The 26,226-nt window shown below is 66.0% G+C and carries 24 protein-coding genes; 15 read left to right on the forward strand and 9 right to left on the reverse strand.

Features of this window, described 5'->3' with window-relative positions:
• Window positions 1-3: 3 nt before the first annotated feature.
• From parE to C0V74_RS02835, 7 genes are all read left to right on the forward strand, one after another.
• Window positions 4-1,995, forward strand: a complete 1,992-nt coding sequence (gene parE / locus C0V74_RS02805; protein WP_143250524.1) for a DNA topoisomerase IV subunit B — start codon at window positions 4-6, stop codon at window positions 1,993-1,995.
• Entirely contained in the window at window positions 1,988-3,496 is a 1,509-nt protein-coding gene (locus tag C0V74_RS02810) for a sensor histidine kinase (RefSeq protein WP_143250525.1), read from the forward strand. Before parE ends, C0V74_RS02810 begins: the two co-directional genes overlap by 8 nt.
• On the forward strand, window positions 3,493-3,930 hold the full coding sequence (locus tag C0V74_RS02815; RefSeq protein WP_143250526.1) for a response regulator: 438 nt from the start codon (window positions 3,493-3,495) through the stop codon (window positions 3,928-3,930). Before C0V74_RS02810 ends, C0V74_RS02815 begins: the two co-directional genes overlap by 4 nt.
• A gap of 17 nt (window positions 3,931-3,947) precedes the next feature.
• Window positions 3,948-4,979 (forward strand): histidine kinase dimerization/phosphoacceptor domain -containing protein, encoded by a 1,032-nt coding sequence (locus tag C0V74_RS02820; RefSeq protein ID WP_282595940.1) that lies wholly within the window; start codon window positions 3,948-3,950, stop codon window positions 4,977-4,979.
• A gap of 68 nt (window positions 4,980-5,047) precedes the next feature.
• Window positions 5,048-6,316, forward strand: coding sequence for a serine hydrolase (locus tag C0V74_RS02825; RefSeq protein WP_143250528.1), 1,269 nt, complete (start codon window positions 5,048-5,050; stop codon window positions 6,314-6,316).
• Between the two features lie 50 nt (window positions 6,317-6,366).
• Window positions 6,367-7,215 carry a MoxR family ATPase gene (locus tag C0V74_RS02830; protein ID WP_131625716.1) on the forward strand — a complete coding sequence of 283 codons (849 nt, stop codon included), beginning with the start codon at window positions 6,367-6,369 and terminating at the stop codon, window positions 7,213-7,215.
• A gap of 130 nt (window positions 7,216-7,345) precedes the next feature.
• On the forward strand, window positions 7,346-7,639 hold the full coding sequence (locus tag C0V74_RS02835; protein WP_143250529.1) for a PilZ domain-containing protein: 294 nt from the start codon (window positions 7,346-7,348) through the stop codon (window positions 7,637-7,639).
• Between the two features lie 9 nt (window positions 7,640-7,648).
• Here C0V74_RS02835 and C0V74_RS02840 read toward each other — a convergent pair whose 3' ends face one another.
• Entirely contained in the window at window positions 7,649-9,025 is a 1,377-nt protein-coding gene (locus tag C0V74_RS02840) for a methyl-accepting chemotaxis protein (RefSeq protein ID WP_246844940.1), read from the reverse strand.
• Between the two features lie 143 nt (window positions 9,026-9,168).
• On the opposite strand from C0V74_RS02840, the gene C0V74_RS02845 reads away from it, so the two are divergent.
• The 3 genes from C0V74_RS02845 to C0V74_RS02855 are packed head-to-tail and all read left to right on the forward strand — an operon-like array spanning window position 9,169 to window position 11,610.
• Window positions 9,169-10,350 carry a VWA domain-containing protein gene (locus tag C0V74_RS02845; RefSeq protein WP_143250531.1) on the forward strand — a complete coding sequence of 394 codons (1,182 nt, stop codon included), beginning with the start codon at window positions 9,169-9,171 and terminating at the stop codon, window positions 10,348-10,350.
• A 27-nt stretch (window positions 10,351-10,377) separates the two neighbouring features.
• Window positions 10,378-10,755, forward strand: a complete 378-nt coding sequence (locus C0V74_RS02850; protein ID WP_143250532.1) for a hypothetical protein — start codon at window positions 10,378-10,380, stop codon at window positions 10,753-10,755.
• A 51-nt stretch (window positions 10,756-10,806) separates the two neighbouring features.
• Entirely contained in the window at window positions 10,807-11,610 is an 804-nt protein-coding gene (locus tag C0V74_RS02855; protein ID WP_143250533.1) for a lipid II flippase Amj family protein, read from the forward strand.
• Between the two features lie 15 nt (window positions 11,611-11,625).
• Here C0V74_RS02855 and C0V74_RS02860 read toward each other — a convergent pair whose 3' ends face one another.
• Window positions 11,626-12,825, reverse strand: a complete 1,200-nt coding sequence (locus C0V74_RS02860; RefSeq protein ID WP_143250534.1) for a DUF1343 domain-containing protein — start codon at window positions 12,823-12,825, stop codon at window positions 11,626-11,628.
• Window positions 12,822-13,364 (reverse strand): DOMON-like domain-containing protein, encoded by a 543-nt coding sequence (locus C0V74_RS02865; protein WP_143250535.1) that lies wholly within the window; start codon window positions 13,362-13,364, stop codon window positions 12,822-12,824. The genes C0V74_RS02860 and C0V74_RS02865 overlap by 4 nt, the downstream gene beginning before the upstream one ends.
• A gap of 31 nt (window positions 13,365-13,395) precedes the next feature.
• Here C0V74_RS02865 and tyrS point away from each other — a divergent pair, with 31 nt between their 5' ends.
• The 5 genes from tyrS (at window position 13,396) to C0V74_RS02890 (ending at window position 17,984) form a co-directional block, all read left to right on the forward strand.
• Entirely contained in the window at window positions 13,396-14,601 is a 1,206-nt protein-coding gene (tyrS, locus tag C0V74_RS02870) for a tyrosine--tRNA ligase (RefSeq protein WP_143250536.1), read from the forward strand.
• Between the two features lie 82 nt (window positions 14,602-14,683).
• Window positions 14,684-15,022 carry a PilZ domain-containing protein gene (locus C0V74_RS02875; RefSeq protein WP_131625715.1) on the forward strand — a complete coding sequence of 113 codons (339 nt, stop codon included), beginning with the start codon at window positions 14,684-14,686 and terminating at the stop codon, window positions 15,020-15,022.
• A gap of 64 nt (window positions 15,023-15,086) precedes the next feature.
• A complete protein-coding gene (locus C0V74_RS02880; RefSeq protein WP_143250537.1) occupies window positions 15,087-16,346 on the forward strand; it encodes an MFS transporter in 1,260 nt (419 codons plus the stop codon).
• A gap of 28 nt (window positions 16,347-16,374) precedes the next feature.
• A complete protein-coding gene (gene cysK / locus C0V74_RS02885; protein WP_143250538.1) occupies window positions 16,375-17,295 on the forward strand; it encodes a cysteine synthase A in 921 nt (306 codons plus the stop codon).
• 2 nt (window positions 17,296-17,297) lie between these two features.
• Window positions 17,298-17,984, forward strand: coding sequence for a dienelactone hydrolase family protein (locus C0V74_RS02890; RefSeq protein WP_143250539.1), 687 nt, complete (start codon window positions 17,298-17,300; stop codon window positions 17,982-17,984).
• Here the strand turns inward: C0V74_RS02890 and C0V74_RS02895 are convergent.
• The 6 genes from C0V74_RS02895 to C0V74_RS02920 form a co-directional block, all read right to left on the reverse strand.
• A complete protein-coding gene (locus C0V74_RS02895; protein WP_143250540.1) occupies window positions 17,981-18,409 on the reverse strand; it encodes a DUF1330 domain-containing protein in 429 nt (142 codons plus the stop codon). The genes C0V74_RS02890 and C0V74_RS02895 overlap by 4 nt on opposite strands.
• A gap of 202 nt (window positions 18,410-18,611) precedes the next feature.
• Entirely contained in the window at window positions 18,612-20,237 is a 1,626-nt protein-coding gene (locus C0V74_RS02900; RefSeq protein WP_210413434.1) for a long-chain fatty acid--CoA ligase, read from the reverse strand.
• Between the two features lie 41 nt (window positions 20,238-20,278).
• Complete coding sequence (dnaE, locus tag C0V74_RS02905; protein ID WP_143250542.1) at window positions 20,279-23,749, reverse strand: DNA polymerase III subunit alpha; 3,471 nt, start codon at window positions 23,747-23,749, stop codon at window positions 20,279-20,281.
• Window positions 23,750-23,820: 71 nt separating this feature from the next.
• A complete protein-coding gene (locus C0V74_RS02910; RefSeq protein WP_131625466.1) occupies window positions 23,821-24,300 on the reverse strand; it encodes a glutathione peroxidase in 480 nt (159 codons plus the stop codon).
• Entirely contained in the window at window positions 24,297-24,971 is a 675-nt protein-coding gene (locus C0V74_RS02915) for an ABC transporter ATP-binding protein (protein WP_143250543.1), read from the reverse strand. The genes C0V74_RS02910 and C0V74_RS02915 overlap by 4 nt, the downstream gene beginning before the upstream one ends.
• Window positions 24,964-26,205 carry a lipoprotein-releasing ABC transporter permease subunit gene (locus C0V74_RS02920; protein ID WP_143250544.1) on the reverse strand — a complete coding sequence of 414 codons (1,242 nt, stop codon included), beginning with the start codon at window positions 26,203-26,205 and terminating at the stop codon, window positions 24,964-24,966. Before C0V74_RS02920 ends, C0V74_RS02915 begins: the two co-directional genes overlap by 8 nt.
• Window positions 26,206-26,226 lie beyond the last annotated feature (21 nt).

The raw sequence follows: 26,226 nt of genomic DNA on the forward strand, positions 1-26,226 counted from the left end.
CCCATGTCCGACGATCTGTTCGCCAACACCCCCGCCACCAGCGGCGACTACGATGCATCCTCGATCGAGGTGCTCGAAGGGCTGGAGCCGGTGCGCCGCCGGCCGGGCATGTACATCGGCGGGACCGATGACCGCGCGCTGCATCACCTCGCCGCCGAAGTGCTCGACAACGCGATGGACGAAGCGGTCGCGGGGCACGCTTCGCGGATCGAGGTCGCGCTCGATGAAAACAACCGCCTGACCATTTCCGACAATGGCCGCGGGATGCCGGTGGCCGAACACCCCAAGTTTCCGGGCAAGTCGACGCTGGAAGTGATCATGTCGATGCTGCATTCGGGCGGCAAGTTCTCGGGCAAGGCGTATGCCACCAGCGGCGGCCTGCACGGCGTGGGCGTGAGCGTGGTCAACGCGCTGTCCAGCCACACCCGGGTGGAAGTCGCGCGCGACCGGCAGCTCTACGCGCAGGAATTCTCGCGCGGGGTGACGCAGGGACCGCTGCAGGAACTGGGGCCGACCCCGAACCGGCGCGGCACCACCGTCAGCTTCACGCCGGATACCGAGATCTTCGGCGACCGCGACTTCAGCCCCAAGCGCCTGTTCAAGCTCGCCCGGTCGAAGGCGTATCTCTACGCCGGCGTCGAAATCCGCTGGAAGTGCGCCGCCGCGCTCGCCACCGACGATGTTCCAGCCGAAGCGGTGTTCAAGTTTCCAGGCGGCCTGTCGGATCACCTTGCCGAACAGATCGGCGGGCGCGAGTGCGTGACCGCGCAACCGTTTGCCGGCACGCAGGACTTCCCCTCAGACGAAACCGGTGGCTCACAGGGCCGCGTAGAATGGGCGATCGCCTGGCCGCTGTGGTCGGACGGATCGTATTCCTGGTACTGCAACACCGTGCCGACGCCCGATGGCGGCACCCACGAACAGGGCCTGCGCGCGGCGCTGACCAAGGGCTTGCGCGCCTTTGCCGACCTGATCGGGCAGAAAAAAGCCAAGGACCTGAGCGCAGACGACGTGATCACGGGTTCCGAGATCATGCTCAGCGTGTTTATCCGCGACCCGCAATTCCAGAGCCAGACCAAGGACCGTCTGACCAGCCCCGAGGCCGCGCGGCTCGTCGAGAACGCGGTCCGCGATCATTTCGACCATTATCTGACCGACAACATGGAGCGCGGGCGCGCGCTGCTTGGTTCCGTCATGGAGCGGATGGACGAACGACTGAAGCGCAAGGCCGAACGCGAGATCAAGCGCAAGACCGCGACCAATTCGAAGAAGGTCCGCCTGCCCGGCAAGCTGACCGACTGCACCGGCGAAGGCAGCGGCGAGACCGAACTGTTCATCGTGGAAGGCGACAGCGCCGGCGGCAGCGCCAAGCAGGCGCGCGACCGCAAGACGCAGGCGATCCTGCCGATCCGCGGCAAGATCCTCAACGTCGCGTCCGCCAGCGCCGACAAGATCCGCGCCAACAGCGAAATCGCGGACCTGACCCTGGCGATGGGCTGCGGCACCCGGAAGGACTGCAACGCCGATCAGCTGCGGTACGACCGGATCGTGATCATGACCGATGCCGATGTCGATGGCGCGCACATTGCGACGCTCCTGATGACGTTCTTCTTCCAGGAAATGCCCGACGTCGTGAAGCGCGGTCACCTGTTCCTGGCCCAGCCGCCGCTGTACCGCCTGACCGCGGGCAAGGAGAGCGCCTATGCCCGCGACGACGCGCACCGCGCCGAGCTGGAGGCGACCCGGTTCAAGGGCAAGAAGGTCGAGGTCAGCCGCTTCAAGGGCTTGGGCGAGATGAACCCACAGCAGCTGCGCGAAACGACGATGAATCCCGCCAGCCGCAGCCTGATCCGCATCACCCTGCCGCCTGAACATGAGCAGCGCTTCGCGGTCCAGGAACTGGTCGACCAGCTGATGGGCCGCAACCCGGAACACCGGTTCAACTTCATCCAGAACAACGCCGCCGAATTCGACCGCGAGCTGATCGATGCCTGAGCGCCGCCAGGGCCTCCGCGGGCTGTTGCGGTTCGAAGGCAATCGCCCGGTCGTGGTGCTGCTGGCTGCCGGGCTGGCGCTGCTGGTCATCGCGATCCTGGTGTCGATTCAGGCGTTGTCACAGGTGACCGCCACCGGCGAGCGCGTCGAACAAAGCCTGCGCGTCCAGGCCGAGCTCAATCGGCTGATCAGCATCAACGAGCGGGTCGAGACGGCGCGCCGCGGTTACCTGTTGTCCACCCAGTCCGACATGATCGACATCCTGCAGGAGAGCCAGAAGCAGTTCACCGCCTCGGTGGCAGAGCTGCGCGGCCTGGCGGGCGAAAGCAGCGACCAGATTGCCGGGATCGAGGAAATCGAGCGCCTGCGCGCCGCCCGCGAGGAAGCGATCAGCCAGAGCATCCTCAGCCCCTATACAGTCGCCGCCTCCGCCCGGGAGAACGGGCTTGCGCAGGAGGCCGGGACGGTGATCACCCGGCGCATTCGCACGATCACTGATGCGATGCGGGAGCGCGAGGCGGCGCTGCTGTTCAACAACGCGCGCGCGCAGGCCGCCTCGCAAAGCCGGTTCTACGTCATCAGCGGCGGGGCCACCGCCCTACTGCTGCTGACGCTGATCGCGGTGATCGTGCTCATGCTGCGCTTCAACCGCGATCTCGGGATCGCGCAGGTCCGGTTGCGCCAGGCCAACGAGGGGCTGGAAGCCGCAGTCAACGCGCGAACCCTGGAACTGACCCGCGCCAACGAGGAAATCCAGCGCTTCGCCTACATCGTCAGCCATGACCTGCGGTCGCCGCTGGTCAATGTGCTCGGCTTCACGTCGGAGCTGGACGAGGCGCGCAAGATCATCCGAAAGTTCCTGGCCGAACTGTTCGAACGCGATCCCGACCTGCGCGACCAGGCGGTCTGGCTGGCCGCTGACGAGGATCTGCCCGAGGCGCTCGATTTCATCCGCAAGTCGACCGAGAAGATGGATCGGCTGATCAATTCGATCCTGGAGCTGTCGCGCCAGGGGCGGCGTCCGCTGACCCCCGAACTGCTCGACATGGACGCGGTCGCGGATGGCGTGGCCGCCTCGCTCTATCAACGGGCCGAAACCGCGGGGGCCGAGATCGTGATCGAGCCGCTGCCAGACGTTCACAGCGACCGGATCGCGGTGGAGCAGATTCTGTCCAATCTGACCGAGAACGCGCTCAAGTACCTCAGCCCCAAGCGTCCCGGGCGGGTCGAGATAAGCGGCCGCAAGGTCGGCCCGCTGGTGGAGATCGCGGTCAAGGACAACGGCCGCGGGATCGATCCGGCCGATCACGAACGGGTGTTCGAACTGTTCCGCCGCGCCGGCACGCAGGATCAGCCGGGCGAAGGGATCGGCCTCGCCAACGTGCGCGCGCTCGCGTACCGGCTCGGCGGGACGATCCGGATCGAGTCTCAACTTGACGAAGGCGCAACATTCACGCTTTCGTTGCCGCTACGGTTCACGGCAGGGGAAACAGTCACATGAACGCGCATCAACCGGTCGGCATCGTGATGATCGAAGACGATGAAGGCCATGCCCGCCTGATCGAGAAGAACATCCGCCGCGCCGGTATCTCGAACGACATCAAGCATTTCGCCGATGGCACCAGCGCGCTCGAATACCTGTTCAACGACACGACGGGCCCGGTCCACAACGGGCCGTGCATGGTCCTGCTCGACCTCAATCTGCCGGACATGAGCGGCACGTCGATCCTGGAAAAGATCAAAAGCAACGACAAGCTGCACCGCACCCCGGTGGTCGTGCTGACCACGACCGACGACAAGGTCGAGATCCAGCGCTGTTATGATCTTGGCTGCAACGTCTACATCACCAAGCCGGTGAACTACGAAAGCTTCGCCGACGCGATCCGCCAGCTGGGCCTGTTCCTGGCGGTGATCCAGGTGCCCGAGGTCGAGTAACCATCACCGCGCCGCGGATCCTCTACGTCGATGACGACGACGGCCTGCGCCGTCTGACCCAGCGCGCGCTCGGCCGCCGCGGGTTCGAGGTAGAGGTCGCCGACAGCGCCGACGCAGGCCTGGCGCGCCTGAAAGAGAGCGCGTTCGACCTCGTCGCGATCGACCACTACATGCCCGGGAAGAGCGGGCTGCAGCTGCTGGACGAAATCGTCGCCCTGCCCGATCACCCGCCGGTGGTGTTCGTCACCGGCAACGATGACACCGCCGTGGCGGTCAAGGCGATCCACGCCGGCGCGCTCGATTTCGTGGTCAAGATCGTGGGCGAGAGCTTCTTCGACGTGCTCGACAGCCGCTTCCGCCAGGCGCTTTCGCGCGCCGAGCTGGAGCGCGCCAAGCGGCAGTCCGAAGCCGATCTGATCGTCGCGAACGAGCGGCTGGAGCTTCTGGTCCGCGAGGTGCACCACCGGGTGTCCAACAGCCTGCAGATGGTGCTGGGCTTCGTGTCGATGCAGGGCAGCCAGTCGACCGAGCCAGCGGTGCGTGCCGCGCTGGACGAGATCCAGAACCGGATCAAGGCGATCAGCAAGGTCCACCAGCGGCTCTATACCCGCGAGGACCTGTCCTCGATCGACCTCGATGCCTACCTCACCAACCTGGTCGATGATCTGCGCGACAGCATTCCAAGCCATTCAGCCAACATCCGCCTGGAACTCCAGACCGAGCCGGTTACGGTGCCGCCGGACACCGGCGTGTCGATCGGAGTGATCGTCAACGAACTGGTGAGCAACGCGGTCAAGTATGCCTTTCCCGATGGCGCGGACGGGGTCATCGCCGTGCGCCTGGAAGCGCAGGACAAGGGCGGCTTCAGCCTGACGGTGACGGACAATGGCCAGGGGATCGACCGCGCGGGCTCGCCCACGGGAACCGGCATGGGCACCCGCATCGTCGATGCCATCGCCCGCAGCCTGCACACCGCGCTGGAGGCGATCGACCAGGCTTCCGGCACCGCGCTCAGGCTGACCGTCGCCGGGCCTCCCTCAAGCAGCTGACGCTCGCACCCGATCCCTGTTGCAACGACCGCGGCAGCCAGCCAAGAGCGGCTTCGGGAGGATCTTTCATGCTTGCTCGTTTCGCGCTGCCGCTTGCCCTGTTCAGCGTGCCGGCCATCGCTCAGCCCGCGCCGCAGTCAATCCCGCCGGCTGTGCAAGCCGCGGCGGACGGCGTGGCCGAGGTGCTGCTGGGCAAGCGAGCGGCGGCCGAGGTATTCTCCCCCGCGTTCCTGGCCGCGGTGCCGGCGGACAAGCTGGCGGCGCTGACGGCGCAGATCGCAGGTCAGTTCGGGCCATTGGAAGGCCTTGAAGGCGTCACGGCAACTGGTCCTGCCAGCGGCGTGATCGCCTTGCGGTTCGGCCGTGCCATCTACAGCGGCCCGTTCGCGGTGGACGCCGAAGGCAAGGTCGCAAACCTGCTGCTCAACGATTACAAGCCGGTGGGCGACGACGCCGCGACGATCCTGCGCGACGTCGCGGCGCTGCCCGGCGCGGCGGGCGTTCTCTATGCGCCGCTTGACGGCGGTGAACCGCTGCTGGCGCTGAACGCGGATCGCCAGCTCGCGATCGGTTCGACCTTCAAGCTGTTTGTGCTGGCCGCGCTGGCGCGGCAGGTCGAGCAAGGCACGCGCAAGTGGGATGAGGTCGTGAAGCTCGACGACCTGCGCTCGCTGCCGAGCGGGCAGATGCAGGACTGGCCGCAGGGCGCGCCAGTCACGCTGCAAACGCTGGCGACGATGATGATCTCCATCAGCGACAACACCGCGACCGACCAGCTGATCCGGCTGGTGGGACGCGATGCGATCGCGGAAGAACTGCGGGCAAGCGGCCATTCGGCCCCCGCCCGGACCCTGCCGTTCCTCACCACGCGTGAGGCGTTCGCGCTGAAGGCCGATCTCGCGCGCGGAACGCGGTACGCCGAAATGAGCGAGCCCGAGCAAACAGGCGCGCTGGCAGCGCTGGGGCGCGAATTCGCCGCCGACCCGGCGACGGTCGCCGCGCCAACTTTCACCGCGCCGACCCTGATCGACGGCGTGGAATGGTTCGCCAGCCCCGATGACTTGCGCAAGCTGCTTGGCCGGATCGTCGCGCTGAAGGATCCGACCGCGCGGAAGATTCTTGCGGTCAGCCCCTCGATGCCCTCGGCCCAGCGCAAGAACTGGGCGTTCACCGGCTTCAAGGGCGGATCGGAACCGGGCGTGATCAACGGCACCTGGCTGCTGCAGAAGCCAGACGGCCAGTGGCGCATCCTGACGATGAGTTGGAACAATCCCGCCGCGGCGGTCGACCAGGCGACGCTCGAATTGATCGCGCAACGTATCCTGGCCTTGCCCTGACAGGTTCACCCGCTTACCGCTTACGTAAACTGGCAAGGGAAGATTCCGGTATGGTCGAGCGTTTCGAGGGCACCAGCAACTACATCGCGACCGAAGACCTGAAGGTCGCGGTCAACGCGGCGGTGACCTTGCGCCGGCCGCTGTTGGTGAAGGGCGAACCAGGCACCGGCAAGACAGTGCTGGCGTACGAGATCGCCAAGGCGGTGGGCGCGCCGCTGATCGAATGGAACGTGAAGTCCACCACCAAGGCGCATCAGGGCCTGTACGAATACGACGCCGTGGCCCGCCTGCGCGATGGCCAGTTGGGTGACGAGCGGGTCCACGACATCCGCAACTACATCAAGCGCGGGAAGCTGTGGGACGCGTTCACCTCCCCCACCCTGCCCGTGCTGCTGATCGACGAGATCGACAAGGCCGACATCGAGTTTCCCAACGACCTGTTGCAGGAACTCGATCGCATGAGTTTCGACGTGTACGAAACGCAGGAAACGATCGCGGCCAAGGAACGGCCGATCGTGGTGATCACCTCGAACAACGAAAAGGAACTGCCCGACGCGTTCCTGCGCCGGTGCTTCTTCCATTACATCAAGTTTCCCGACCGCGACACGATGCGCGAGATCATCGAAGTCCACTTCCCCAACATCCAGAAGATCCTGGTGACCAAGGCGATGGACGTGTTCTACGAAATCCGCGACGTGCCGGGTCTGAAGAAGAAGCCTTCGACCAGCGAGCTGCTCGACTGGCTCAAGCTGCTGCTGAACGAAGACATGCCGCTAGACGTGCTGCAGGACCGCGACCCGACCAAGGCGATCCCGCCCCTTCACGGCGCGCTGCTGAAGAACGAGCAGGACGTGATGCTGTTCGAACGGCTCGCCTTCATGGCGCGCCGGGGCGCCTGACAGCACCGGCACCCTTCCCGGGGGTCGGCTCCATCGGCCACTAGGTAATAGCCCGCGCCCGGTTTTCTTCGCGCGCCAAGCCCGTTATCACCCCTGCAAAAGGGATCGCAGAGGTGACGGAAATTCGGTGATGGGGGAAGAACGCAGGGACGACCGCCACGATATCGAGGTGTGGGGGCATTACCGCACACCCAACGGGCTCAAGCGTGATGTGCCGGTCAAGGATTTGTCGGAGACCGGCTGCCGGTTCTTCGACAAGTTTTCGAGCTTGCTGCCGGGGGCCGAGATCACCCTGCGGATCGAATCGCTCGGGCCATTCCAGGCGACCGTGCGGTGGCAAGAAGCGGGCTATGTCGGGGTCGAATTCCAGAACCGGCTATACGGTCCGATGTTCGATCACATCCGCCTGCGCCTGAGCCGGTAGGGGGTCCGCCTACAGGACGTAGGCAAGCTCGAAATCACCCCACCGGCGGCCTTCGATCACCAGCGGCACATAGACGTTGCGGACCACTTCATAAGTCCGCCCGTCCCCCTCCTGGCGATAGACCGCCATCATGTAGGGATCGCTGCTCGCCTTGGCCTTGCGATCGATCGCGTCGAGGATGATCCGCCCGTTGCGGCAGAACTTCGTATCGTGCGCCAGATCGCCGGTCGGCGCGCGTGAGCGGTCGGTGATGTGGGTCGGCAGGAACCCTTGCATGTCGGCCTGGCTGCACATCTTCACCGCCCCGCCTTCTGACACGACGCGGTCGTTCACCGGGCGCCAGTTGGCATCGGCCCAGTCGCTGAGGGACGTGCGGAAGCGCTTCGGGTTGCTGCCCGGCACCTCGCGATAACCCTGGTCGAACAGCACTGCGGAGGTGAGCTTGCCTTCGCGCACGGCGGTCTCCGCCCGCTCGACGATCTCGCGCGCGAAGCCTTGCGCCTTGTCGACCATCGCGCTGTCGACGGGGGAGAGCCCCGCCTTGACGATCTCGTCGAACATCGCGCTGGCGGTCAGTTCAAGCTCTTCGATGCGATTGTGCGCGGCCGACAGCTTGCTCTCGTTTTCGATCGCGGCGCGGTCGAACGAATCGAGCACCGTCTGCACGGCATGGACATGGTTGCTGATCGTGGCGGTCGCCCGCGTGATCTGGTCGTTCTGGCCGTCGACCTCAACGATGAGTTCGTTGACGACGCGCATGGTGTGGTGGATCTGCCCGACCGAAGTCTTGGCGGTGCCGCTTTCCCTGGCCCCGCGCTCGATCTTGGCGATCACCTCGTCCGCTTCCTTGCCCAGCGTGTCGATCGTGCGGCCGATTTCCTCGGTCGCGCGGCGGGTGTCGTTGGCGAGGCTCTTCACCTCGCTCGCCACCACTGCAAAGGTGCGGCCCGCGTCGCCTGCGCGCATCGCCTCGATCGTGGCGTTGAGCGCGAGGATGTTCGTCGTTTCGGCGATCTGGTCGATCTCCTGCGCGCTGCGGCGCACCTGCGCCATCGCGGCGGCGAAGCCGGTGACGTGGACCGTCAGGGTTTCGACCAGTTCGAGCAGGCCGGTGATCTGATCGAGCGACGACTGGATCAGGCTGGAGCCCTCCCCCAACCGGTCGATCGCCCGTTCGGACAGCAGGCGCGCCTCGTCACTGGCCTGCGCGACCTTCATCTGATCGGTTTCCAGCCCGGCCACGGTTTCCTGCAGCGCGGCGTGTTCGGCGCGCAGTTTCTCCGACGAGACCATCACCGCATGGATGATTCCCGCCACATCGGTGCAACCCACCGTCACTTCGCCGCACGAGGCGGAAATGCGGTCGATGCCGCGCGCAGAGGTCACGTCGATTGCCTGGTGTTCCATGTTCGCCCGAGAGCCCCCGTTATTCGTTGCCGCGGGATTAAGCGCCGATGGTTAGCAACTCTTTAAGCAGCCCCTCAGCGCAGCGCTGGCGCGCCGCCTGAAGACGCGGTATGCCCCGGCCCATGTTCTTCAATTTCGTCGACGAGCTGCGCAGCGCCGGCATTCCGGCCAGCTTCAAGGAACACCTCACGCTTCTCGAAGCGCTGGACAAGGACGTGATCGAGCAGACGCCCGAGGCGTTCTATTACCTCAGCCGCGCGACGTTCGTGAAGGACGAAGGGCTGATCGACCGGTTTGACCAGGTATTCCAGAAGGTCTTCAAGGGCATCCTGACCGATTACGGCCAGCAGCAGGTCGACATACCCGAAGACTGGCTGAAGGCGGTCGCCGAGAAGTTTCTCACCGCAGAGGAGATGGAGGCGATCAAGTCCCTCGGGTCGTGGGACGAGATCATGGAGACGCTGAAAAAGCGGCTCGAGGAACAGGAAAAGCGCCACCAGGGCGGCAACAAGTGGGTCGGCACCGGCGGCACCAGCCCGTTCGGCAATGGCGGCTACAATCCCGAAGGCGTGCGCATCGGCGGCGAAGGCAAGCACGGCAAGGCGCTGAAGGTGTGGGAGAAGCGCGAGTTCAAGAACCTCGACAACACCCGCGAGCTCGGCACCCGCAACATCAAGATGGCGCTGCGCCGCCTGCGCCGGTTCGCCCGCGAAGGCGCGGCGGACGAACTCGATATCGACGCGACGATCGAAGGCACCGCGAAACAGGGCTGGCTCGACATCCAGATGCGCGCCGAGCGGCGCAACGCGATCAAGCTGCTGCTGTTTCTCGACGTCGGCGGGTCGATGGATCCGTTCATCAAGCTGGTCGAGGAGCTGTTCAGCGCCGCGACCGCCGAATTCAAGAACCTGGAGTTCTTCTACTTTCACAACTGCCTGTACGAAGGCGTGTGGAAGGACAACCGCCGCCGCTGGGCCGAACGGACCAAGACTTGGGACATCCTCCACAAATACGGCCACGACTACAAGATCGTGTTCGTGGGCGACGCGGCGATGAGCCCGTACGAGATCACTCACCCCGGCGGCAGCGTGGAGCACATGAACGAGGAAGCCGGCGCAAGTTGGCTGCAGCGGGTCAATACCACCTACCCCGCGACCGTGTGGCTCAACCCCGTGCCTGAGCAGCAGTGGGGCTATTCGCAGTCGACCAAGATCATCAAGCAGTTGCTGAACGACCGGATGTACCCCCTGACCCTCGACGGGCTGGACGATGCCATGCGCGAGTTGAGCCGCAAACAGGGTTAAGGTAAACCAGCGGCAGGAGCGTACCCCATGCGAGTCATCCTGTTGCCCCTGCTCGCCGCAGCCGTGCCCGCTCTTGCAGCCGTGCCTGGGTCCGTGGCGCTACCGGCTCCAGTCGCCTCGCCCGACGCGATGATGCCGGCATACTCCCAGCCGCCGCAAGCATGGACCGACATCGACGAAGCTGTCGCCAGCCAGACCTGCGGCGACCGCATCGAGCAGGTTCGCGCGGCGGCGGGCCAGCCCCGGCTCGACAAGACACCTGCCGCTCCGCAGGAGGGTCTGCTGATCGCGGCAGTCGACAAGCGGATCGACGGCTGCGCGGTGATGCAGATGCACCGCGATGTGAACGACGTGCGGCCGTTGCCCGCTGCCAGCGGAAGCGCGAAGTTGCAGCCAGCCGAATAGGGCACGATTGGCGTAGCGCGGAACCTCGCCGCAGCTTAAGGGCCGCGCCCGATGGACATCCAGCTTATCGTCATTTGCGTGCTGACCTTCGGGATCAACCTGATCGGCACGCTCGCCTACGCCGCGCGCATCGCGGGCGTGCGCACCCGCCGGATCGCCATGAGCTTTGCGCTCTTCAACGTGCTGGTGCTGGTCAGCCGCACCGCCAACGGCTTCCTCGGCCCGTTCCTCGCCAAGCGGATCGAGGGGCGTCTGCTGGAAGGGGGCGGTGGCGCGCTGGCGGGCGATTTCCGGCTGGTGCTGGCAAGCGCCTCCGTCGCGGTGTTCGTCGGCATCCTGCTCGTGCCCACGGGCCAGCGGCTGTTCGCGCGCGCGATCGCGCACTTCCAGCGGCACCGTTCGACCGGCAAGCTGATCCTGCGTTCCGCCACCCCGTCGGGGCTCAGAACCGTGCGCGAGGAGGTATCGCTGCCGGGCCGCGCGCATCTCGGCGCGCTGCGCAAGCCGCTCGGCGTGTCGTGGACCGTGCTGGCGGGCAATGCATTGGCCCAGGCACTGCTGACGGTGGGCGTGGTCGCCTCGCTTTATGCCGGGTATCTCGCGCCGGAATTCCGCGTCACCGCCAGCCAGTTGTCGGCGGTGATCAACGGATTTGCCACCATCCTGCTGTTCGCGTTGATCGACCCCCAACTGTCGGTGATGACCGACGATGTCGTCGAAGGCCGGATCGACGAGCCGCTGTTTCGCCGCACGATCGTGTGGATCAGCTTCAGCCGTCTGTTCGGCACGCTGCTCGCGCAGGCGTTCTTCATTCCGTCAGCCGCTTTGGTCGCGTGGATCGCGGTCCACGCATAGCGCCGCGGCGGGGCGTCAGTAGAGCAGCAGATCGGCCACTTCCGCACGCCAGCGTTCCTCATCGGAACCGGCCTTGGTTTCCAGATCGAGCGGCTCGGCGCTTTCGTCGTCCACCCATTCGCGCAAGGCGGGCCCGCCGTTGATCACGTCGATCGCCAGGCGCTTGAATTCGTATTCGTAGGGGAAATCGCGCCACAGGTCGTAATCCGGCCGCAGCCGCCGGATCGCCTTGAACGCGAGCGCCTGCAGCCGCCACGGCCGGAAGGCGTGGTGATCGTAGAACCCCTGCTCTGCGTGGATCATCAGCCCGCTGTTGAGCTGCTTGGCGTGCTTGTGAAATGTCGGTTCGAAGAAGCACGGACGGATCGCGCAGCCGTCCAGCCAGCGGGGCGCAATCCGCCGCATTTCGCCGAGCACGTCCGTGCCGTCGAGATCGGGCGCGCCGAACAGCACTTCCAGCGGACGGGTCGTGCCGCGGCCTTCCGACAGGGTGGTCCCTTCGAGCATCACCGTGCCGGCGTATGCGCGCGCCATGTTGAGGCTGGCGGCGTTCGGGCTGGGGTTGATCCATACCCGGTCCTCCGGCCAGCCGAAGCCGGGACCCTCTTCCGGCAGCCATCGATCCATCCCGATCACGCGGTAATCGACGTCGAGCTTGAAGTGGCGGATGAACCAGTGGCCCATCTCCCCCATGGTCAGCCCGTGGCGCATCGGCATCGGCCCCGCGCCCACGAAGCTCTCCTGCCCCGGCAGCAACAGCGTACCCTCGATCGGGCGGCCGGCGGGATTGGGCCGGTCGAGCACCCACACCGTCTTGCCGGCCTTGCTCGCCGCCTGCAGCAAATAGAGCAGCGTCGTGACGAACGTGTAGATCCGGCAGCCGAGGTCCTGCAGGTCGAACAGGTACACATCCGCCGTGCTCATCATCTGCCCGGTGGGTTTGCGGACCTCACCATACAGGCTGAACACCGGAATGCCGTATGCCGGGTCCACCTCGTCGGCGGTCTCGACCATGTTGTCCTGCTTGTCCCCCTTCAGGCCATGCTGCGGCCCGAATGCGCTGGTGACGTTCACACCGGCGGCGATCAGCGCGTCGAGGCTGTGCGTCAGGTCCTGGGTCACCGAAGCTGGATGCGCCACCAGCGCGACGCGGCGGCCGTGCAGTTGCTGGAGAAGCTCCGGCTCGCTCAGCAGCCGGTCGATGCCGAATTTCATGGCTGCGCAGGTGGCGTAAGCTCGGCGGTGAAGCAAGCGGGGTCATGGAAATCGGGCTTCGCCGCCGGGTGCGCGAGTGCCCAGAAGCTCTTCACCCCGCCCTGCTCCTCGATCACCGCCGCGAAGTTTGCCGCCGCTGGCAGCACGGGCAGGACATCGCGCGGGATCGCCGCATCGAAGATGGCGAAGCTGCTGCCCTGCCGCATCGTGCAGTCGGGTTCGCGCGATGCGCGCCGTTCGGCCATGCCGTCCCGGTAGCCTGAGAAATCATACGCCGCCCACCGCTCTGACGGCGAGAGGTTCAGCTCGACATAGGCATCGCAGCCAGCGGGGCGCAGGAACAGTTCGAAGCAGGTGGTCTGCCACAACTCGTCCGCGCGGCCGCGCCCGGCGAAGGGCGGGATCACCAGCCCTTGCGCGCCCTCGACCCGCCAGCGCACGCGCAGCCAGTCGGCATCGAAGCCGATCACCCGCGCCTCGATGCCCGAGACCCGCGCCGGCGGATGCGCGGGATGCGCGCTCAGTTGATGCGTTTGCATGTGTCGGCCCTCGTGCTAACCGCCCGCCGCGATGAGCGACTACCAATCCGATCTGCTGCGCCTGCTCGAACAGCGGGGCTATGTCCACCAGATGACCGACGCCGCGGGGCTGGACGCCCTTGCCGCGCGCCAGATCGTGCCGGGCTATATCGGGTTCGACGCCACCGCGCCCAGCCTGCACATCGGCAGCCTGGTGCAGATCATGATGCTGCGCCGCCTGCAGCAGACCGGGCACAAGCCGATCGTCCTGATGGGCGGCGGCACCACCCGGATCGGCGACCCCACCGGGCGCGACGAAAGCCGCAAGATGCTGACCGATCAGGCGATCGCGGACAACATCGCGGGCATCTTCACGGTGTTCGACAAGCTGCTGACGTTCGGCGACGGGCCGACCGACGCGGTGATGGTCGACAATCACGATTGGCTCGGCCAGCTCGGTTATATCGAGCTGCTGCAGGAAGTCGGCACGCACTTCACCGTCAACCGGATGCTGACGTTTGATTCGGTGCGGTTGCGGCTGGAGCGAGAGCAGCCGATGACGTTCCTCGAATTCAACTACATGATCCTGCAGGGGTATGACTTCCGCCATCTGTCTCGCGAGATGGGCGTGCGGCTGCAGATGGGCGGCAGTGACCAGTGGGGCAACATCGTCAACGGGGTGGAACTGGGCCGCCGGATGGACGGGGCGGAGCTGTTCGGCCTTACCACCCCGCTGCTGACCACCGCCGATGGCGCCAAGATGGGCAAGACCGCCGCGGGCGCGGTGTGGCTGAACGAGGCGCAGCTGCCGGCCTACGACTTCTGGCAGTTCTGGCGCAACGTGGACGACCGCGACGTGGGCCGGTTCCTGAAGCTGTTTACCGACCTGCCGCTGGACGAGATCGCCCGGCTGGAAGGCCTTCAGGGAGCCGAGATCAACGCCGCCAAGGTCGTGCTCGCCAATGAGGTCACGCGCCTGGTGCGCGGCGACGAGGCCGCCCGCACTGCCGAGGCGACCGCATCGACGACCTTTGCCGGCGGCGCTGGCGAAGACTTGCCGACGCTGGCGCTGCAGCCGGACATGACCTTTGCCGCCGCGCTCACCGCGCTGGGCTTCACCGCGTCGAACGGCGAAGCCAAGCGCAAGGTGGCGGAAGGCGCTGTGAAGCTTGACGGGGAGCCGGTGACCGATCCTGCCGCCCCGGCACGGGCGGGACGCATCAGCCTGGGCAAGAAGCGCCACGGCGTGCTGACCTGAAGCGTCGCGCCGCGGCTTAACCCAAAATCAGCGATTGGCCGCTATCCGAGCCGTTCCAGATCAACGGAAGGGCGGTGTCATAGTGTCTGTCGGAGCTCAGCTATCGGTCACCGACCTGCGCCGCGCCGCGCGGCATCCGGTCGATTTCCCGGTGATCGCGGAGCACCATGAGCGCGGCGACCTGAAGCTGCACATCGCCAACCTGTCGGCACACGGCTTCATGATCGACGACGCCAGCGGGATTGCCCGCGGCGACCGGGTGATCATCCGCCTGCCCGAGATCGGCCGGATCGAGGCCTACGTCATTTGGGTGCGCGAGGAGCGCGCGGGCTTCCAGTTCGAGCGGATCATCCGGCTGGACGATTTCATGCGCATCATCGAGGCGCTGCAGCCCAATCCCCGCCTGCGCCGCGCGCGCTGAGCGCAAAGTTATGCCAACCGGCTGAATAGCAAAGGCTTGGTTGGCAAGCCGCCGGGCCACTGTCATGGGCGTGGAGGTGAGCGTCGCCGCCCCCCACCCCCTCACCATTCCGGCATTCCGCGCGTATTTCGTGTCCCGCCTGTTCGCCACCGTCGCGATCAGCGCGCAGGCGATCATCATCGGCTGGCAAGTCTATGGCATCGCCCGCGAAACCCTGGACATCCGGGAGTCGGCCTTCCTGCTCGGCATGATCGGCCTGGTGCAGTTCGTGCCGCTGTTCCTGCTGACCCCGATGGTGGGCCTGTTCGCCGATACGTATGACCGGCGCTGGATCGTGCGCGGGACCAACGCGCTGCTGACGGTCAACGCGGCCGCCTTGGGCTTCCAGACGTTTGCCGGCCAGCTGACCTTGCCGTTCCTGTTTGGCGCTGCCGCGATCATCGGCATCGCGCGGGCGTTTTCGGGCCCCGCATTCTCCGCGCTCGCCCCCAACCTGGTGCCGCGCGAAAGCCTGCCGACCGCCATCGCGGTCAGCTCCATCGCGTGGCAGGTGGGGATGATCGCCGGCCCGAGCATCGGCGGGGTGTTGTATGCGATCCATCCCGACATCGCCTATGCAGCGATTTCGGGGATGCTGTTCGCGGCACTGCTGGCGGTGTTCCTGATTCCCAAGGTCCCGCAGCCTCCGCTGCAAAAGGATCGCCGGCCGATCCACCGGGTGGTCGACGGGTTCCGCTATGTGCGCAACAACCGCCTGGTGTTGGCGACGATCACGCTGGACCTGTTCGTGGTGCTGCTGGCGGGCGCGACCGCGCTGCTGCCGGTGTTCGCGCGCGACATCCTGCACGTCGGGGCCGACGGGTTCGGCATCCTCGCCGCAGGGATGGGCATCGGCGCCACCGCCGCTTCGGTGTGGTTCTCGGTGCGCCCGATGCGGACCAACGTCGGGGTCAAAATGCTCGGCGCGGTGCTGATCTTTGCCCTCTCCGTGCTGACGTTTGGCCTGTCGAAGTGGTTCTGGCTCAGTTTCGGCGCGCTGACCGTGGCGGGAGCGGCGGACATGGTGTCGGTCTACGTCCGCCAGTCGCTGATCCAGTTGCACACCCCTGACGAGATGCGCGGCCGTGTGGGAGCGGTATCGGCGCTCACGATCTCCGCTTCGAACGAACTGGGAGAGGCGGAGAGCGGCATGCTCGCCGCGCTGATCGGCCCGGTCGGCGCGGTCGTGTTCGGCGGGGTGGCCGCGATCGGGATCACACTGGCGTGGTCGCGGTTGTTTCCAGAGTTGCGCCTTGCCAAGACCTTCGACCCGCCTGCACATTGACCACGGCAACGCCATCAGGAGTAACACGATGAAAGCCGACAGCGTCCTTGCCGTAATCGGCAACACCCCGCACATTCGCCTCTCGCGCATGTTTCCCACTCACGACGTGTGGGTGAAGAGCGAACGCGGCAATCCGGGCGGCTCGATCAAGGACCGCATCGCGCTGGCGATGATCGAGGATGCCGAAGCATCCGGCGCGCTCAGCCCCGGGGGAACGATCATCGAGCCGACCAGCGGCAACACCGGCATCGGCCTTGCCATGGTGGCCGCGGTGAAAGGCTACAAGCTGATCCTCGTGATGCCCGAAAGCATGAGCATCGAACGGCGGCGGCTGATGCTGGCCTATGGGGCGAAGTTCGATCTGACGCCAAAGGAAGGCGGCATGAAGGCAGCCATCGCACGCGCGCAGGAACTGACCGAGCAGACGCCGGGCGGGTGGATGGCGCAGCAGTTCGACAATCCGGCCAATATCGCGGTTCATGCGCGCACCACGGCGCAGGAAATCCTGGCCGATTTTCGCGATACGCCCATCGACGTGCTGATCACCGGCGTCGGCACCGGCGGGCACCTGACGGCTTGTGCCGAAGTGCTCAAGCAGACCTGGAGCGGGCTGAAGGCGTTCGCGGTGGAGCCCACCCTGTCGCCGGTCATCAGCGGCGGCCAGCCGGGGCCCCACCCGATCCAGGGAATCGGCGCGGGCTTCATTCCGACAAACCTGCACACCCAGTCGATCGACGGCGCGATCCAGGTTGACCCGGAAGACGCCCGCGAGATGGCCCGCCGCTGCGCGCGCGAGGAGGGCATCCTGGTCGGCATCTCGAGCGGCGCGACTCTGGCGGCCATTGCCAGGAAGCTGCCTGAACTCGATCCCGGCGCTCGTGTGCTCGGGTTCAACTACGACACCGGAGAGCGCTATCTCTCGGTGCCGGACTTCCTGCCCGAATCGTGATCATGGAGACCGTCGCCTACCGCGAGGGCGGCACCGCGCTCTCTGCCCTGGTGGTGCGCCCGGCGGTTCCGCCGCGCGCGGCGGTGGCGGTGTTTCCGACGATCTTCAATCCCACTCCGGGGGTGATGGCGAAAGCCCATGCCCTGGCGGACGCGGATTATCTGGCGGTCGTGTGCGATTTTTATGGCGAGGCGCCCGCCGACATGGCGGATGCCTTCGCTCGTGCCGAGCGGTTGCGCGCCGACACCGATGGATACCGGTCACGCCTTCGTGCCGGTTTGACGGTGCTGGCCGAACAGGCCGGGCCATTGCCCTTGCTGGCGATCGGCTTCTGTATGGGCGGCCAGGCCGTGCTCGAACTGGCCCGCGACGGAGCGGACCTGGCTGCGGTGGTGAGCTTTCACGGCCTGCTCGATACAGCGCGTCCGGCGGCGGTGCCCATCAAACCGCGCATCCTGGTGTGCCACGGCGATGCCGATACGCTGGTGCCCCGCGCGCAAGTGATGGCGTTCTGGGAGGAGATGGACGCCGTCGGCGCCAACTGGCACTTCCACAGCTATGCCGGCGTGGCGCACGGGTTCACCAACCCCGCCATGCTGGATGGTGCCGCCAATCCGGCTTACGACGCCAGCGCCGACCGGCAAAGCTGGGCGGCGATGCTGTCGATATTTGACGAAGTGCTCGGCTAGAAGCCATCCCCCGCCGGCTCCGGTGCGAACCGTATCAGCCGGCTGTCGGCCAGCGCCGCCGTGCGGTTGACCACCGCGCGCTGGTAGTCCGGGTCCTTGATCATCTCCAGGAATGCCGCGGCGCTGGGGTACTGCGCGATGAAGCCGTCATCCCAGCGCATGTCGTCAGGACCGGTGACCACCGTCTGGAACGCGCCGCGCCACACCAGGGTGCCGCCCACCCGGCGGAAGATCGCGCCGCTGGTGGCGCCGTACTCCGCGTATGCGCGCCGCCCGCTCCAACCTTCGCCGGCATGCTCGTTGCCATCGGGATATTCCGCCTGATCACGGTAGCGCAGCAGGTTGAGCATCTGGATCGCCTGGTCGCGCGGCAGGTTCTTGAACGCGTCGAAGTTGGCGCGCGAGGGATCGATGTAGACCGTCATGGGGCATAACTCTCCAGGTAGCCACATCCCGCGCAGCGCCAGGTCGCGATCTCACGCCTCTGCCGCTTATCGACTTTGAGGCCCCACCACCTGCGGGCGGGTTTGCCGGGATGCCAGTGACCCACCATCGCCATGTTCCCGTCACCGAGCTCGATCGAAAATCCCTCTTCCATCAAGCGGCCGCAACGGGCGCAGTTGAGGATCAAGCCACGTCCTCGGCCACCAGCCGGTAGTCGCGGAACTGCTCGCGCAGATCTTTCTTGCTGATCTTGCCGGTGCCGGTGTGAGGGATCTCGTCAACGAACTCGATCGCATCGGGCAGCCACCACTTGGCGACCTTGTCCGACAAATGCGCCAGCACTTCCGCCGGGGTGACGCTCGCGCCCTGCTTGGCGACGCAGACCAGGATCGGGCGTTCATCCCACCGGGGATGCGCGATGCCGATCGCGGCCGCCTCGGCGATTGCCGGGTGCCCCACCGCGGCGTTCTCCAGTTCGACCGAACTGATCCACTCCCCGCCCGACTTGATTACGTCCTTGGTCCGGTCGGTCAGCTGCAGCGTGCCGTCAGGATGGATGACCGCCACGTCGCCGGTGTCGAACCACCGCTCGGCGTTGGCCGCGTCCTCCTCCGCCTTGAAGTAGCGCTGGATGACCCACGGCCCGCGCACCTGCAGCGCGCCGGAGGTCTGCCCGTCGCGCGGCAGCTCCCGGGTGGCATCGTCGAGGTCGACGCAGCGCAGCTCCACCCCGAACGCGGGCCGCCCCTGCTTCTGGACCAACGCGACCTGTTCGGCGAAGCTCATCTCGTCCCACGAGGACGGATACGCGCCGGTGGTGCCGATCGGGCTGGTCTCGGTCATGCCCCAGGCATGAGCCACCCGCACGCCGTTGTTCATCAGCCGCTCGATCATGAACTTGGGCGCAGCCGAACCGCCGATGATCGCGGTTTCCAGCTTGCCGATGTCGCGCACATCCTTGCCGATCGAATCGAGGTGCTGGAACATGCCCAGCCACACCGTCGGCACGCCGGCCGAGTGGGTCACGCGCTCCCGGTCGAACAGCTCGCACAGCACGGCGGGATCGTTGACCGCCGAATAGACGAACTTGATCCCCGGAATCGCCCCGGCCCAGGGCAGGCCCCAGCTGGCCGCATGGAACATCGGCACGATCGGCAGCATGACCGCCCGCGAATCCAGATCAAACAGGTTGGGCTGAACGCCCGCCATGGCGTGCAGCATGGTCGAGCGATGCTCGTACAGCACGCCTTTGGGGTGTCCCGTGGTGCCGCTGGTGTAGCACAGCATGCACGGATCGCGCTCGGCGACCTCGGCCCACGCGGTGTCACCGTCGTGCGCTCCAATCCAATCCTCGAAGCCGAGCACATCCGACCCGGTCGGGGGATCGAAGCAGACGTATGTGGTGACGGTCGGCCAGCGATCCCGCATCCGGTCGACGATCGGCTGGAACACCGCGTCGTACAGCAGCACCCGGTCCTCGGCATGGTTGACGATGTATTCGAGCTGGTCGTCAAACAACCGAGGGTTGATGGTGTGCAGCACGCCGCCCACGCCCACCGCGCCGTACCAGGTCACCAAGTGGCGCGCGTGGTTCATCGCCAGGGTGGCGACGCGATCACCCTTGCCCACGCCGGCAGCGCGCAGAGCCTGCGTCATCTTCAGCGCATCGCGCCGGACGTTCGCCCACGTCGTGCGCGTTTCGCTGCCATCGGCCCAATGAGTGACGTGCTCGCGCTCTCCGTATTCACGCGCGGCATGATCGATCAGGTGAGTGACCACGAGGTCCCAGTCCTGCATCGCTCCCAGCATTGGCATTCTCTCCCTGTGGCGCCCTCTCGTGCAGGAGGGCCTCAGGCCACCAGACGCAAGCTCGGCGCGCGCTGGGTGCCAAGCTGCACATTGGCAAGTCCGTCGAGGCTTGCCAAGCGCTCGGCGAGATCGCCGTCGAGCTGGAAGTTGTGACCCAGGATCATCTCCGGCTCGTGCTCGCCGCCGGTGCGCAGCTTGACCCGCACCTCGCCCCGGCCATCCGCGCCCGTTTCCAGCAGGTTGCGCAGTGTGGCAAACCCGTCGGGCGCGGTTACATCGAGGGTGAGCACCATCCGTGCACCCGCCTTCACGTCGCGCAACGGCCGTGCGCCGCGCACGGTGATCCGCGGCGGCTCGTCCGGGGTGGGGCTGTCGAGTTCAACGTTGAGGAGGATCGACGTGCCGTCTTCCGCCCACTTCACGAAGCTGGCGACCAGCGTTTCTTCGAAACACGCGGCCGAAAACTGCCCGCTGCTGTCGGAGAAGTCCGCGCGCACGAAGTCCTTGCCCCGCTTGGTCCGCCCGCGATTCACCTTTTCCACCATCGCCGCCATGACCGCGGTGGCGCGCCCCCCCGCGGGAGCGCCCCCACCCATCAGCGAGGCATAGCTGCGCGCGCCATTGGCGGACGCGATCGCGCGATACTGCTCCACCGGATGGGCGGAGAAATAGAATCCAAAGTTGTCGCGCTCCTTGGCCATGCGCTCGGTGCGCGGCCAGTCCTCCGCCTCCTTCAGGCGCAGGGTGCTGTCCGCCTGCGCTTCGCCACCGAACAGGCCGCCCTGCCCGCTCTCGCGTTCGCGGTTGGCAGCCTCCGTCACCGCCAGCAGCAGATCGACGTTGGCGTAGAGCTTGCCGCGGTTCGGCTCCAGCGCATCGAGTGCGCCGGCCGCGATCAGCCCTTCGAGCTGGCGCGAATTCATCGATCCCTTGGGCAAGCGCTGGAACAAGTCCTCGACGCTCTCGAACGCTCCGCTCGCCTCGCGCTCCGCGACGAGCGCTTCCATCGCTTTTTCGCCCACGTTGCGGATGCCGGCGAGGGCGTAGCGCACCGCGTAGCCATCCTCCGTCCGCTCGACGGTGAATTCAGCCTCGGAACGGTTCACATCGGGCGGTGCGATGACCGTTCCGCCGCGCCGCGCGTCATCCACGAATACCGCCAGCTTTTCCGACTGATGCATGTCGAAGCACATCGAGGCGGCGTAGAATTCTTCCGGGTAGTGGGCCTTCAGCCACGCGGTCTGGTACGACAGCAGCGCATAGGCGGCGGCGTGGCTCTTGTTGAAGCCGTAACCGGCAAACTTGTCGATCAAGTCGAACAGTTCGTTCGCCTTCGCTTGCTCGATGCCGGAGTGAGTCTTGCACCCTTCCACGAAACGCTGGCGCTGGGCGTCCATCTCGGCCTGCACCTTCTTGCCCATCGCGCGGCGCAGCAGGTCGGCGTCGCCCAGCGAATAGCCGGCGAGGATCTGCGCGGCCTGCATCACCTGTTCCTGGTACACGATGATGCCGTACGTTTCGGCGAGGATGGCCTCAAGCTTCGGGTGCGGATACTCAATCACCTCCAGCCCGTTCTTGCGCCGCCCGAACAGCGGAATGTTGTCCATCGGGCCGGGGCGATAGAGCGCGCCGATGGCGATGATGTCGCCGAAGTTGCTGGGCTTCACGGCAGACAGCGCACGGCGCATGCCTTCGGATTCGAGCTGGAAGACGCCGACGGTGTCGCCTTTCTGCAGCAGCGCGTAGACCGCCGGATCGTCCCACTCGAGCGCGCTCAGGTCGATGTCGATCCCGCGCCTGGCCAGCAGCTCGACTGCCTTTTGCAGCACCGACAGGGTCTTCAGACCCAGGAAGTCGAATTTGACCAGGCCCGCACTCTCGACATGCTTCATGTCGAACTGGGTGACCGGCATGTCCGAACGGGGATCGCGGTAGAGCGGCACCAGCTTGGCCAGCGGCCGGTCCCCGATGACCACGCCGGCGGCGTGCGTGGAGCTGTTGCGCGGGAAACCTTCGAGCTGCATCGCAAGGTCGAGCAGGCGCTTGACCTCGTCGTGGTTCTCGTACTCGCGCTTGAACTCGGCCACGCCGTTCAGCGCGCGCGGCAGGGTCCACGGGTCGGTCGGATGGTTGGGCACCATCTTGCACAACCGGTCCACGTGCCCGTAGCTCATCTGCAGGATGCGTCCGCAGTCGCGCAGCACGGCGCGCGCCTTGAGCTTGCCGAAGGTGATGATCTGCGCGACGTGATCGTGCCCGTATTTGGCCTGCACATAGCGGATCACCTCGCCGCGCCGCGTTTCGCAGAAGTCGATGTCGAAGTCCGGCATGGACACGCGTTCCGGGTTTAGGAAGCGTTCGAACAGCAGGCCCAGGCGAATGGGATCGAGGTCGGTGATGGTCAGCGACCATGCCACCAGCGAACCCGCGCCCGAACCACGGCCCGGGCCCACCGGGATGCCCTGCTCCTTGGCCCACTTGATGAAGTCGGCGACGATCAGGAAGTAGCCGGGAAAGCCCATCTGGTTGATGACGTCGATCTCGAACTCAAGCCGGTCGCGATAGACCCTGAGCTCGTCGTCCGAGAGCGCGTCATATTTTTCCAGGCGCGCCGCAAGGCCGCGGCGGGAGTCCTCAGCCAGCAGGCGCTTCTCGCCCTCGATATCGCCGGCCAGGCTGGGCAGGATCGGGTCGCGCCTGGGCGGCGCGTAAGCGCAGCGGCGAGCGATCACGAGTGTGTTTGCCAACGCCTCGGGCAAGTCGGGAAACAGCTCCTGCATCATCGGCGCCGACTTGATGAACGCTTCCGGGTTCGACCTCGGACGCTCGGCGGCATCGATATGCGTGCTCGCCGCGATGCACAGCATGGCGTCGTGCGCGGCGTAGAAATGGGGGTCGCCGAACTGGGCCGGGTTCGTCGCGACCAGCGGCAGATCGCGCGCATAGGCAAGATCGATCAGCGCATCCTCGGCCGCCTCGCACAGCGGATGACTGCGGCGGGCGATCTCGATGTACAGCCGGTCGGGAAACAGGGCCTGGAGGCGGCCGCAGAGCATTTCAGCTTCATCAGCCTTACCGTCCGCCAGCAGCCGGGTCAGCGCGCCCTCGCCCGCGCCGGAAAGCGCGATCAGCCCGTCAGTCCGCCCTTCAAGATCGCTGAAATGGACATGCGCTTCGAGTTCGACCGGCCGGGCCAGATGCGCCTTGCTGACCAGGTGGCAAAGGTTTTCGTACCCCGCCTCGTCCTGCGCAAACAACGGCAGGTGGTCGATCGTCTCCCCGCTCGCGTCGCGCGCAACGCCCAGCAGCGCGCCGACGATCGGCTGGATGCCTTTTTCAAAGCAGGCGGCAGCGAACGGGATCGCGCCGTAGAGACCGTTGCGATCGCAAATCGCGGTCGCCGGGAAGCCACGCTCCTTCGCGAGACGCGCAATGGTCTTGGGATCAATCGCCCCCTCGAGCATCGAATAGCTCGACATGACGCGCAACGGGACGAAGGGGGCGAAGGCCATCAGGACAGATTAGGGATTAGCGCCAGAATCGGAAGGACCGCGGAACTGCATTTCTCCACAGCTGACGGAGGCTAGAGCAGCTTCTCGATGTCTTGTTCAATGCTCGCCGGCGTGTCAGTCGGGGCGTACCGCCGCACGACTTTGCCGTCCCGGTCGATCAGGAACTTGGTGAAGTTCCACTTGACCGACTTGGAGCCCATCAGCCCCGGCGCCTCGCGCTTCATCCAGTCGTACAACGGACTGGCGGCGGCGCCGTTGACGTCCACCTTCTTCAGCACCGGAAAGGTGACGTCATAGGTCAGCTTGCAGAAGCTGGCGATTTCCTCCGCATTGCCGGGCTCCTGCGCGCCGAACTGATTGCAGGGGAAGCCCAGCACCTCTAACCCACGCTCGGCATATTTGCGCTGCAGCGCTTCCAGCCCTTCGTACTGCGGGGTGAAGCCGCACCGCGAAGCGACATTGACCACCAGCAGGACCTTGCCGAGCTTCTCGGACAGGTCGAGCGGTGCGCCATCGGGCGTTTCGACGGTGAAATCGGCGATCGTGGTCATTCGAGCACTCCCTCGTGCAAGCGTACCACGCGGTCCATCTTCGCCGCCAGCCGCTCATTATGCGTGGCGACCAGCGCGGCGCTGCCTTCTCCGCGAACGAGCTCGAGGAACTCCGCGAACACCTTGTCCGCGGTATGCTCGTCCAGGTTCCCGGTCGGCTCGTCCGCCAGCACCAGCTGCGGTCGGTTGGCGAGTGCACGGGCGACCGCTACTCGCTGCTGTTCGCCGCCGGAGAGCTGGCTCGGCCGGTGTGTCAGTCGGTGCTCCAGGCCCAGCGCGGTCAGGATCTCGCGCGCCCGGTGCTCAGCCGCGGCGCGCGACCGGCCGGACACCAGTTGCGGCATGATCACGTTTTCGGTCGCGTTGAAATCGGGCAGCAAGTGGTGGAACTGGTATACGAAGCCAAGGTGATCGCGGCGCAGCTTGGTGCGGCCGTCGGTCGGCAGCGCGCTCGCATCGGCCCCGACGATCTCAATCTTGCCGCCGAAGCCGCCTTCCAGCAGCCCGACCGCCTGTAACATGGTCGACTTGCCCGACCCCGAAGGGCCCAGCAGCGCCACGATCTCCCCCGGAAGGATCGACAGGTTGACCCCGCGCAGCACGTCGATACGCACGCCGCCCTGCTCGAACGAGCGGGTCAGGTTGGTCAGACGAACGACGGCATCACTCATAGCGCAGCACCTGAACAGGGTCGGTGCTCGACGCCTTCAGCGAGGGATAAAGCGTCGCCAGGAAGCTGAGGATCAGCGCCAGCGAGGCGATGCCGATGATCTCGACCGGATCAGCCCGTGCGGGCAGCGTCGAGAGGAACCGAACCGAGGGATCCCACAGGTTCTGGCCCGTCAACCGCTGGATCGCCTCGACGATATTCTGCCGGAAATAGAGGATGATGAAGCCGAGCACCAAGCCGGCCATGGTGCCGACCGCCCCGATGGTGAAGCCGGTGGTCACGAAGATCTTCAGCAGGCTGCGACGGGTCGCGCCCATGGTCCGCATGATCGCGATATCGCGGGTCTTGGCGCGCACCAGCATGACCAGGCTAGACAGGATGTTGAACGCCGCCACCAGCACGATCATCGACAGGGCGAAGAACATCGCCACCCGCTCCACCTCCAGCGCTTCGAACAGCGAAGAGTTGATCTGCCGCCAGTCGGACACAACCGCCCGGCCCGACAGTTTGCGCGCCAGCGGCGCTAGGTACTCGCCGACCTTGTCCGCGTCCTGGGTCTTCACCTCGATCATGCCGATCGTGTCGCCGGTCAGCATCAGCGTCTGGGCATCGGCGATCGGCATGACGACGAACTTCTCGTCGTAATCGTACACCCCGATCTCGAATATCGCGGCGACCCGGTAGCCCACCTGGCGGGGCACCGTGCCGAAGGGCGTCGACCGGCCCGCAGGGTTGATGACGGTGATCGTGTCCCCGACCTGCGCGCCGATGTTTTCGGCCAACCGGGCGCCGATCGCGACGTTGCTTGCATCGGGCCGCAGCGCGCCGAGATCCCCCTGGATCACATTGGGCTGCATGCGCTGGATGTCCTGCGCGGTATTGCCGCGCACCAGCACGCCTTCGACCCGGCCGTTGAAGGTCACCAGCAGGGGCTGTTCGATCAACGGGCTCGCACTGACGACACCGGGCGTCTTTCGCACGTCCTGCAGCACGTCCTGCCAGTTATCCAGCCGACCGCCGTATGCCTGGATGATGGCATGCCCGTTGAGGCCCACGATCTTGTCCAGCAGTTCGGCCCGGAAGCCGTTCATCACGCTCATCACGACGACGAGCAGGGCGACCGACAACATGACCACGCCAACGCTGATTCCGGCGACGAGCGCGATGAAGCCCTCGCCCTTGCCGGGCAGCATGTAGCGCTTGGCCACGGTCCATTCGAAAGGGGAGAGGATCAAGCGGTTCGTTTCGTTAAGCGG

Source organism: Altererythrobacter sp. TH136, assembly GCF_007065885.1.
Taxonomy (GTDB): Bacteria; Pseudomonadota; Alphaproteobacteria; order Sphingomonadales; family Sphingomonadaceae; genus Tsuneonella.

Excerpts from the sequence above, each read along its gene's own strand:
- parE (WP_143250524.1), top strand. The coding sequence starts at position 4 with ATGTCCGACGATCTGTTCGCCAACACCCCCGCCACCAGCGGCGACTAC.
- C0V74_RS02810 (WP_143250525.1), top strand. The coding sequence starts at position 1,988 with ATGCCTGAGCGCCGCCAGGGCCTCCGCGGGCTGTTGCGGTTCGAAGGC.
- C0V74_RS02815 (WP_143250526.1), top strand. The coding sequence starts at position 3,493 with ATGAACGCGCATCAACCGGTCGGCATCGTGATGATCGAAGACGATGAA.
- C0V74_RS02825 (WP_143250528.1), top strand. The coding sequence starts at position 5,048 with ATGCTTGCTCGTTTCGCGCTGCCGCTTGCCCTGTTCAGCGTGCCGGCC.
- C0V74_RS02830 (WP_131625716.1), top strand. The coding sequence starts at position 6,367 with ATGGTCGAGCGTTTCGAGGGCACCAGCAACTACATCGCGACCGAAGAC.
- C0V74_RS02835 (WP_143250529.1), top strand. The coding sequence starts at position 7,346 with ATGGGGGAAGAACGCAGGGACGACCGCCACGATATCGAGGTGTGGGGG.
- C0V74_RS02845 (WP_143250531.1), top strand. The coding sequence starts at position 9,169 with ATGTTCTTCAATTTCGTCGACGAGCTGCGCAGCGCCGGCATTCCGGCC.
- C0V74_RS02850 (WP_143250532.1), top strand. The coding sequence starts at position 10,378 with ATGCGAGTCATCCTGTTGCCCCTGCTCGCCGCAGCCGTGCCCGCTCTT.
- C0V74_RS02855 (WP_143250533.1), top strand. The coding sequence starts at position 10,807 with ATGGACATCCAGCTTATCGTCATTTGCGTGCTGACCTTCGGGATCAAC.
- C0V74_RS02860 (WP_143250534.1), bottom strand. The coding sequence starts at position 12,825 with ATGAAATTCGGCATCGACCGGCTGCTGAGCGAGCCGGAGCTTCTCCAG.
- C0V74_RS02865 (WP_143250535.1), bottom strand. The coding sequence starts at position 13,364 with ATGCAAACGCATCAACTGAGCGCGCATCCCGCGCATCCGCCGGCGCGG.
- tyrS (WP_143250536.1), top strand. The coding sequence starts at position 13,396 with ATGAGCGACTACCAATCCGATCTGCTGCGCCTGCTCGAACAGCGGGGC.
- C0V74_RS02880 (WP_143250537.1), top strand. The coding sequence starts at position 15,087 with ATGGGCGTGGAGGTGAGCGTCGCCGCCCCCCACCCCCTCACCATTCCG.
- cysK (WP_143250538.1), top strand. The coding sequence starts at position 16,375 with ATGAAAGCCGACAGCGTCCTTGCCGTAATCGGCAACACCCCGCACATT.
- C0V74_RS02890 (WP_143250539.1), top strand. The coding sequence starts at position 17,298 with ATGGAGACCGTCGCCTACCGCGAGGGCGGCACCGCGCTCTCTGCCCTG.
- C0V74_RS02895 (WP_143250540.1), bottom strand. The coding sequence starts at position 18,409 with ATGACGGTCTACATCGATCCCTCGCGCGCCAACTTCGACGCGTTCAAG.
- C0V74_RS02900 (WP_210413434.1), bottom strand. The coding sequence starts at position 20,237 with ATGCTGGGAGCGATGCAGGACTGGGACCTCGTGGTCACTCACCTGATC.
- dnaE (WP_143250542.1), bottom strand. The coding sequence starts at position 23,749 with ATGGCCTTCGCCCCCTTCGTCCCGTTGCGCGTCATGTCGAGCTATTCG.
- C0V74_RS02910 (WP_131625466.1), bottom strand. The coding sequence starts at position 24,300 with ATGACCACGATCGCCGATTTCACCGTCGAAACGCCCGATGGCGCACCG.
- C0V74_RS02915 (WP_143250543.1), bottom strand. The coding sequence starts at position 24,971 with ATGAGTGATGCCGTCGTTCGTCTGACCAACCTGACCCGCTCGTTCGAG.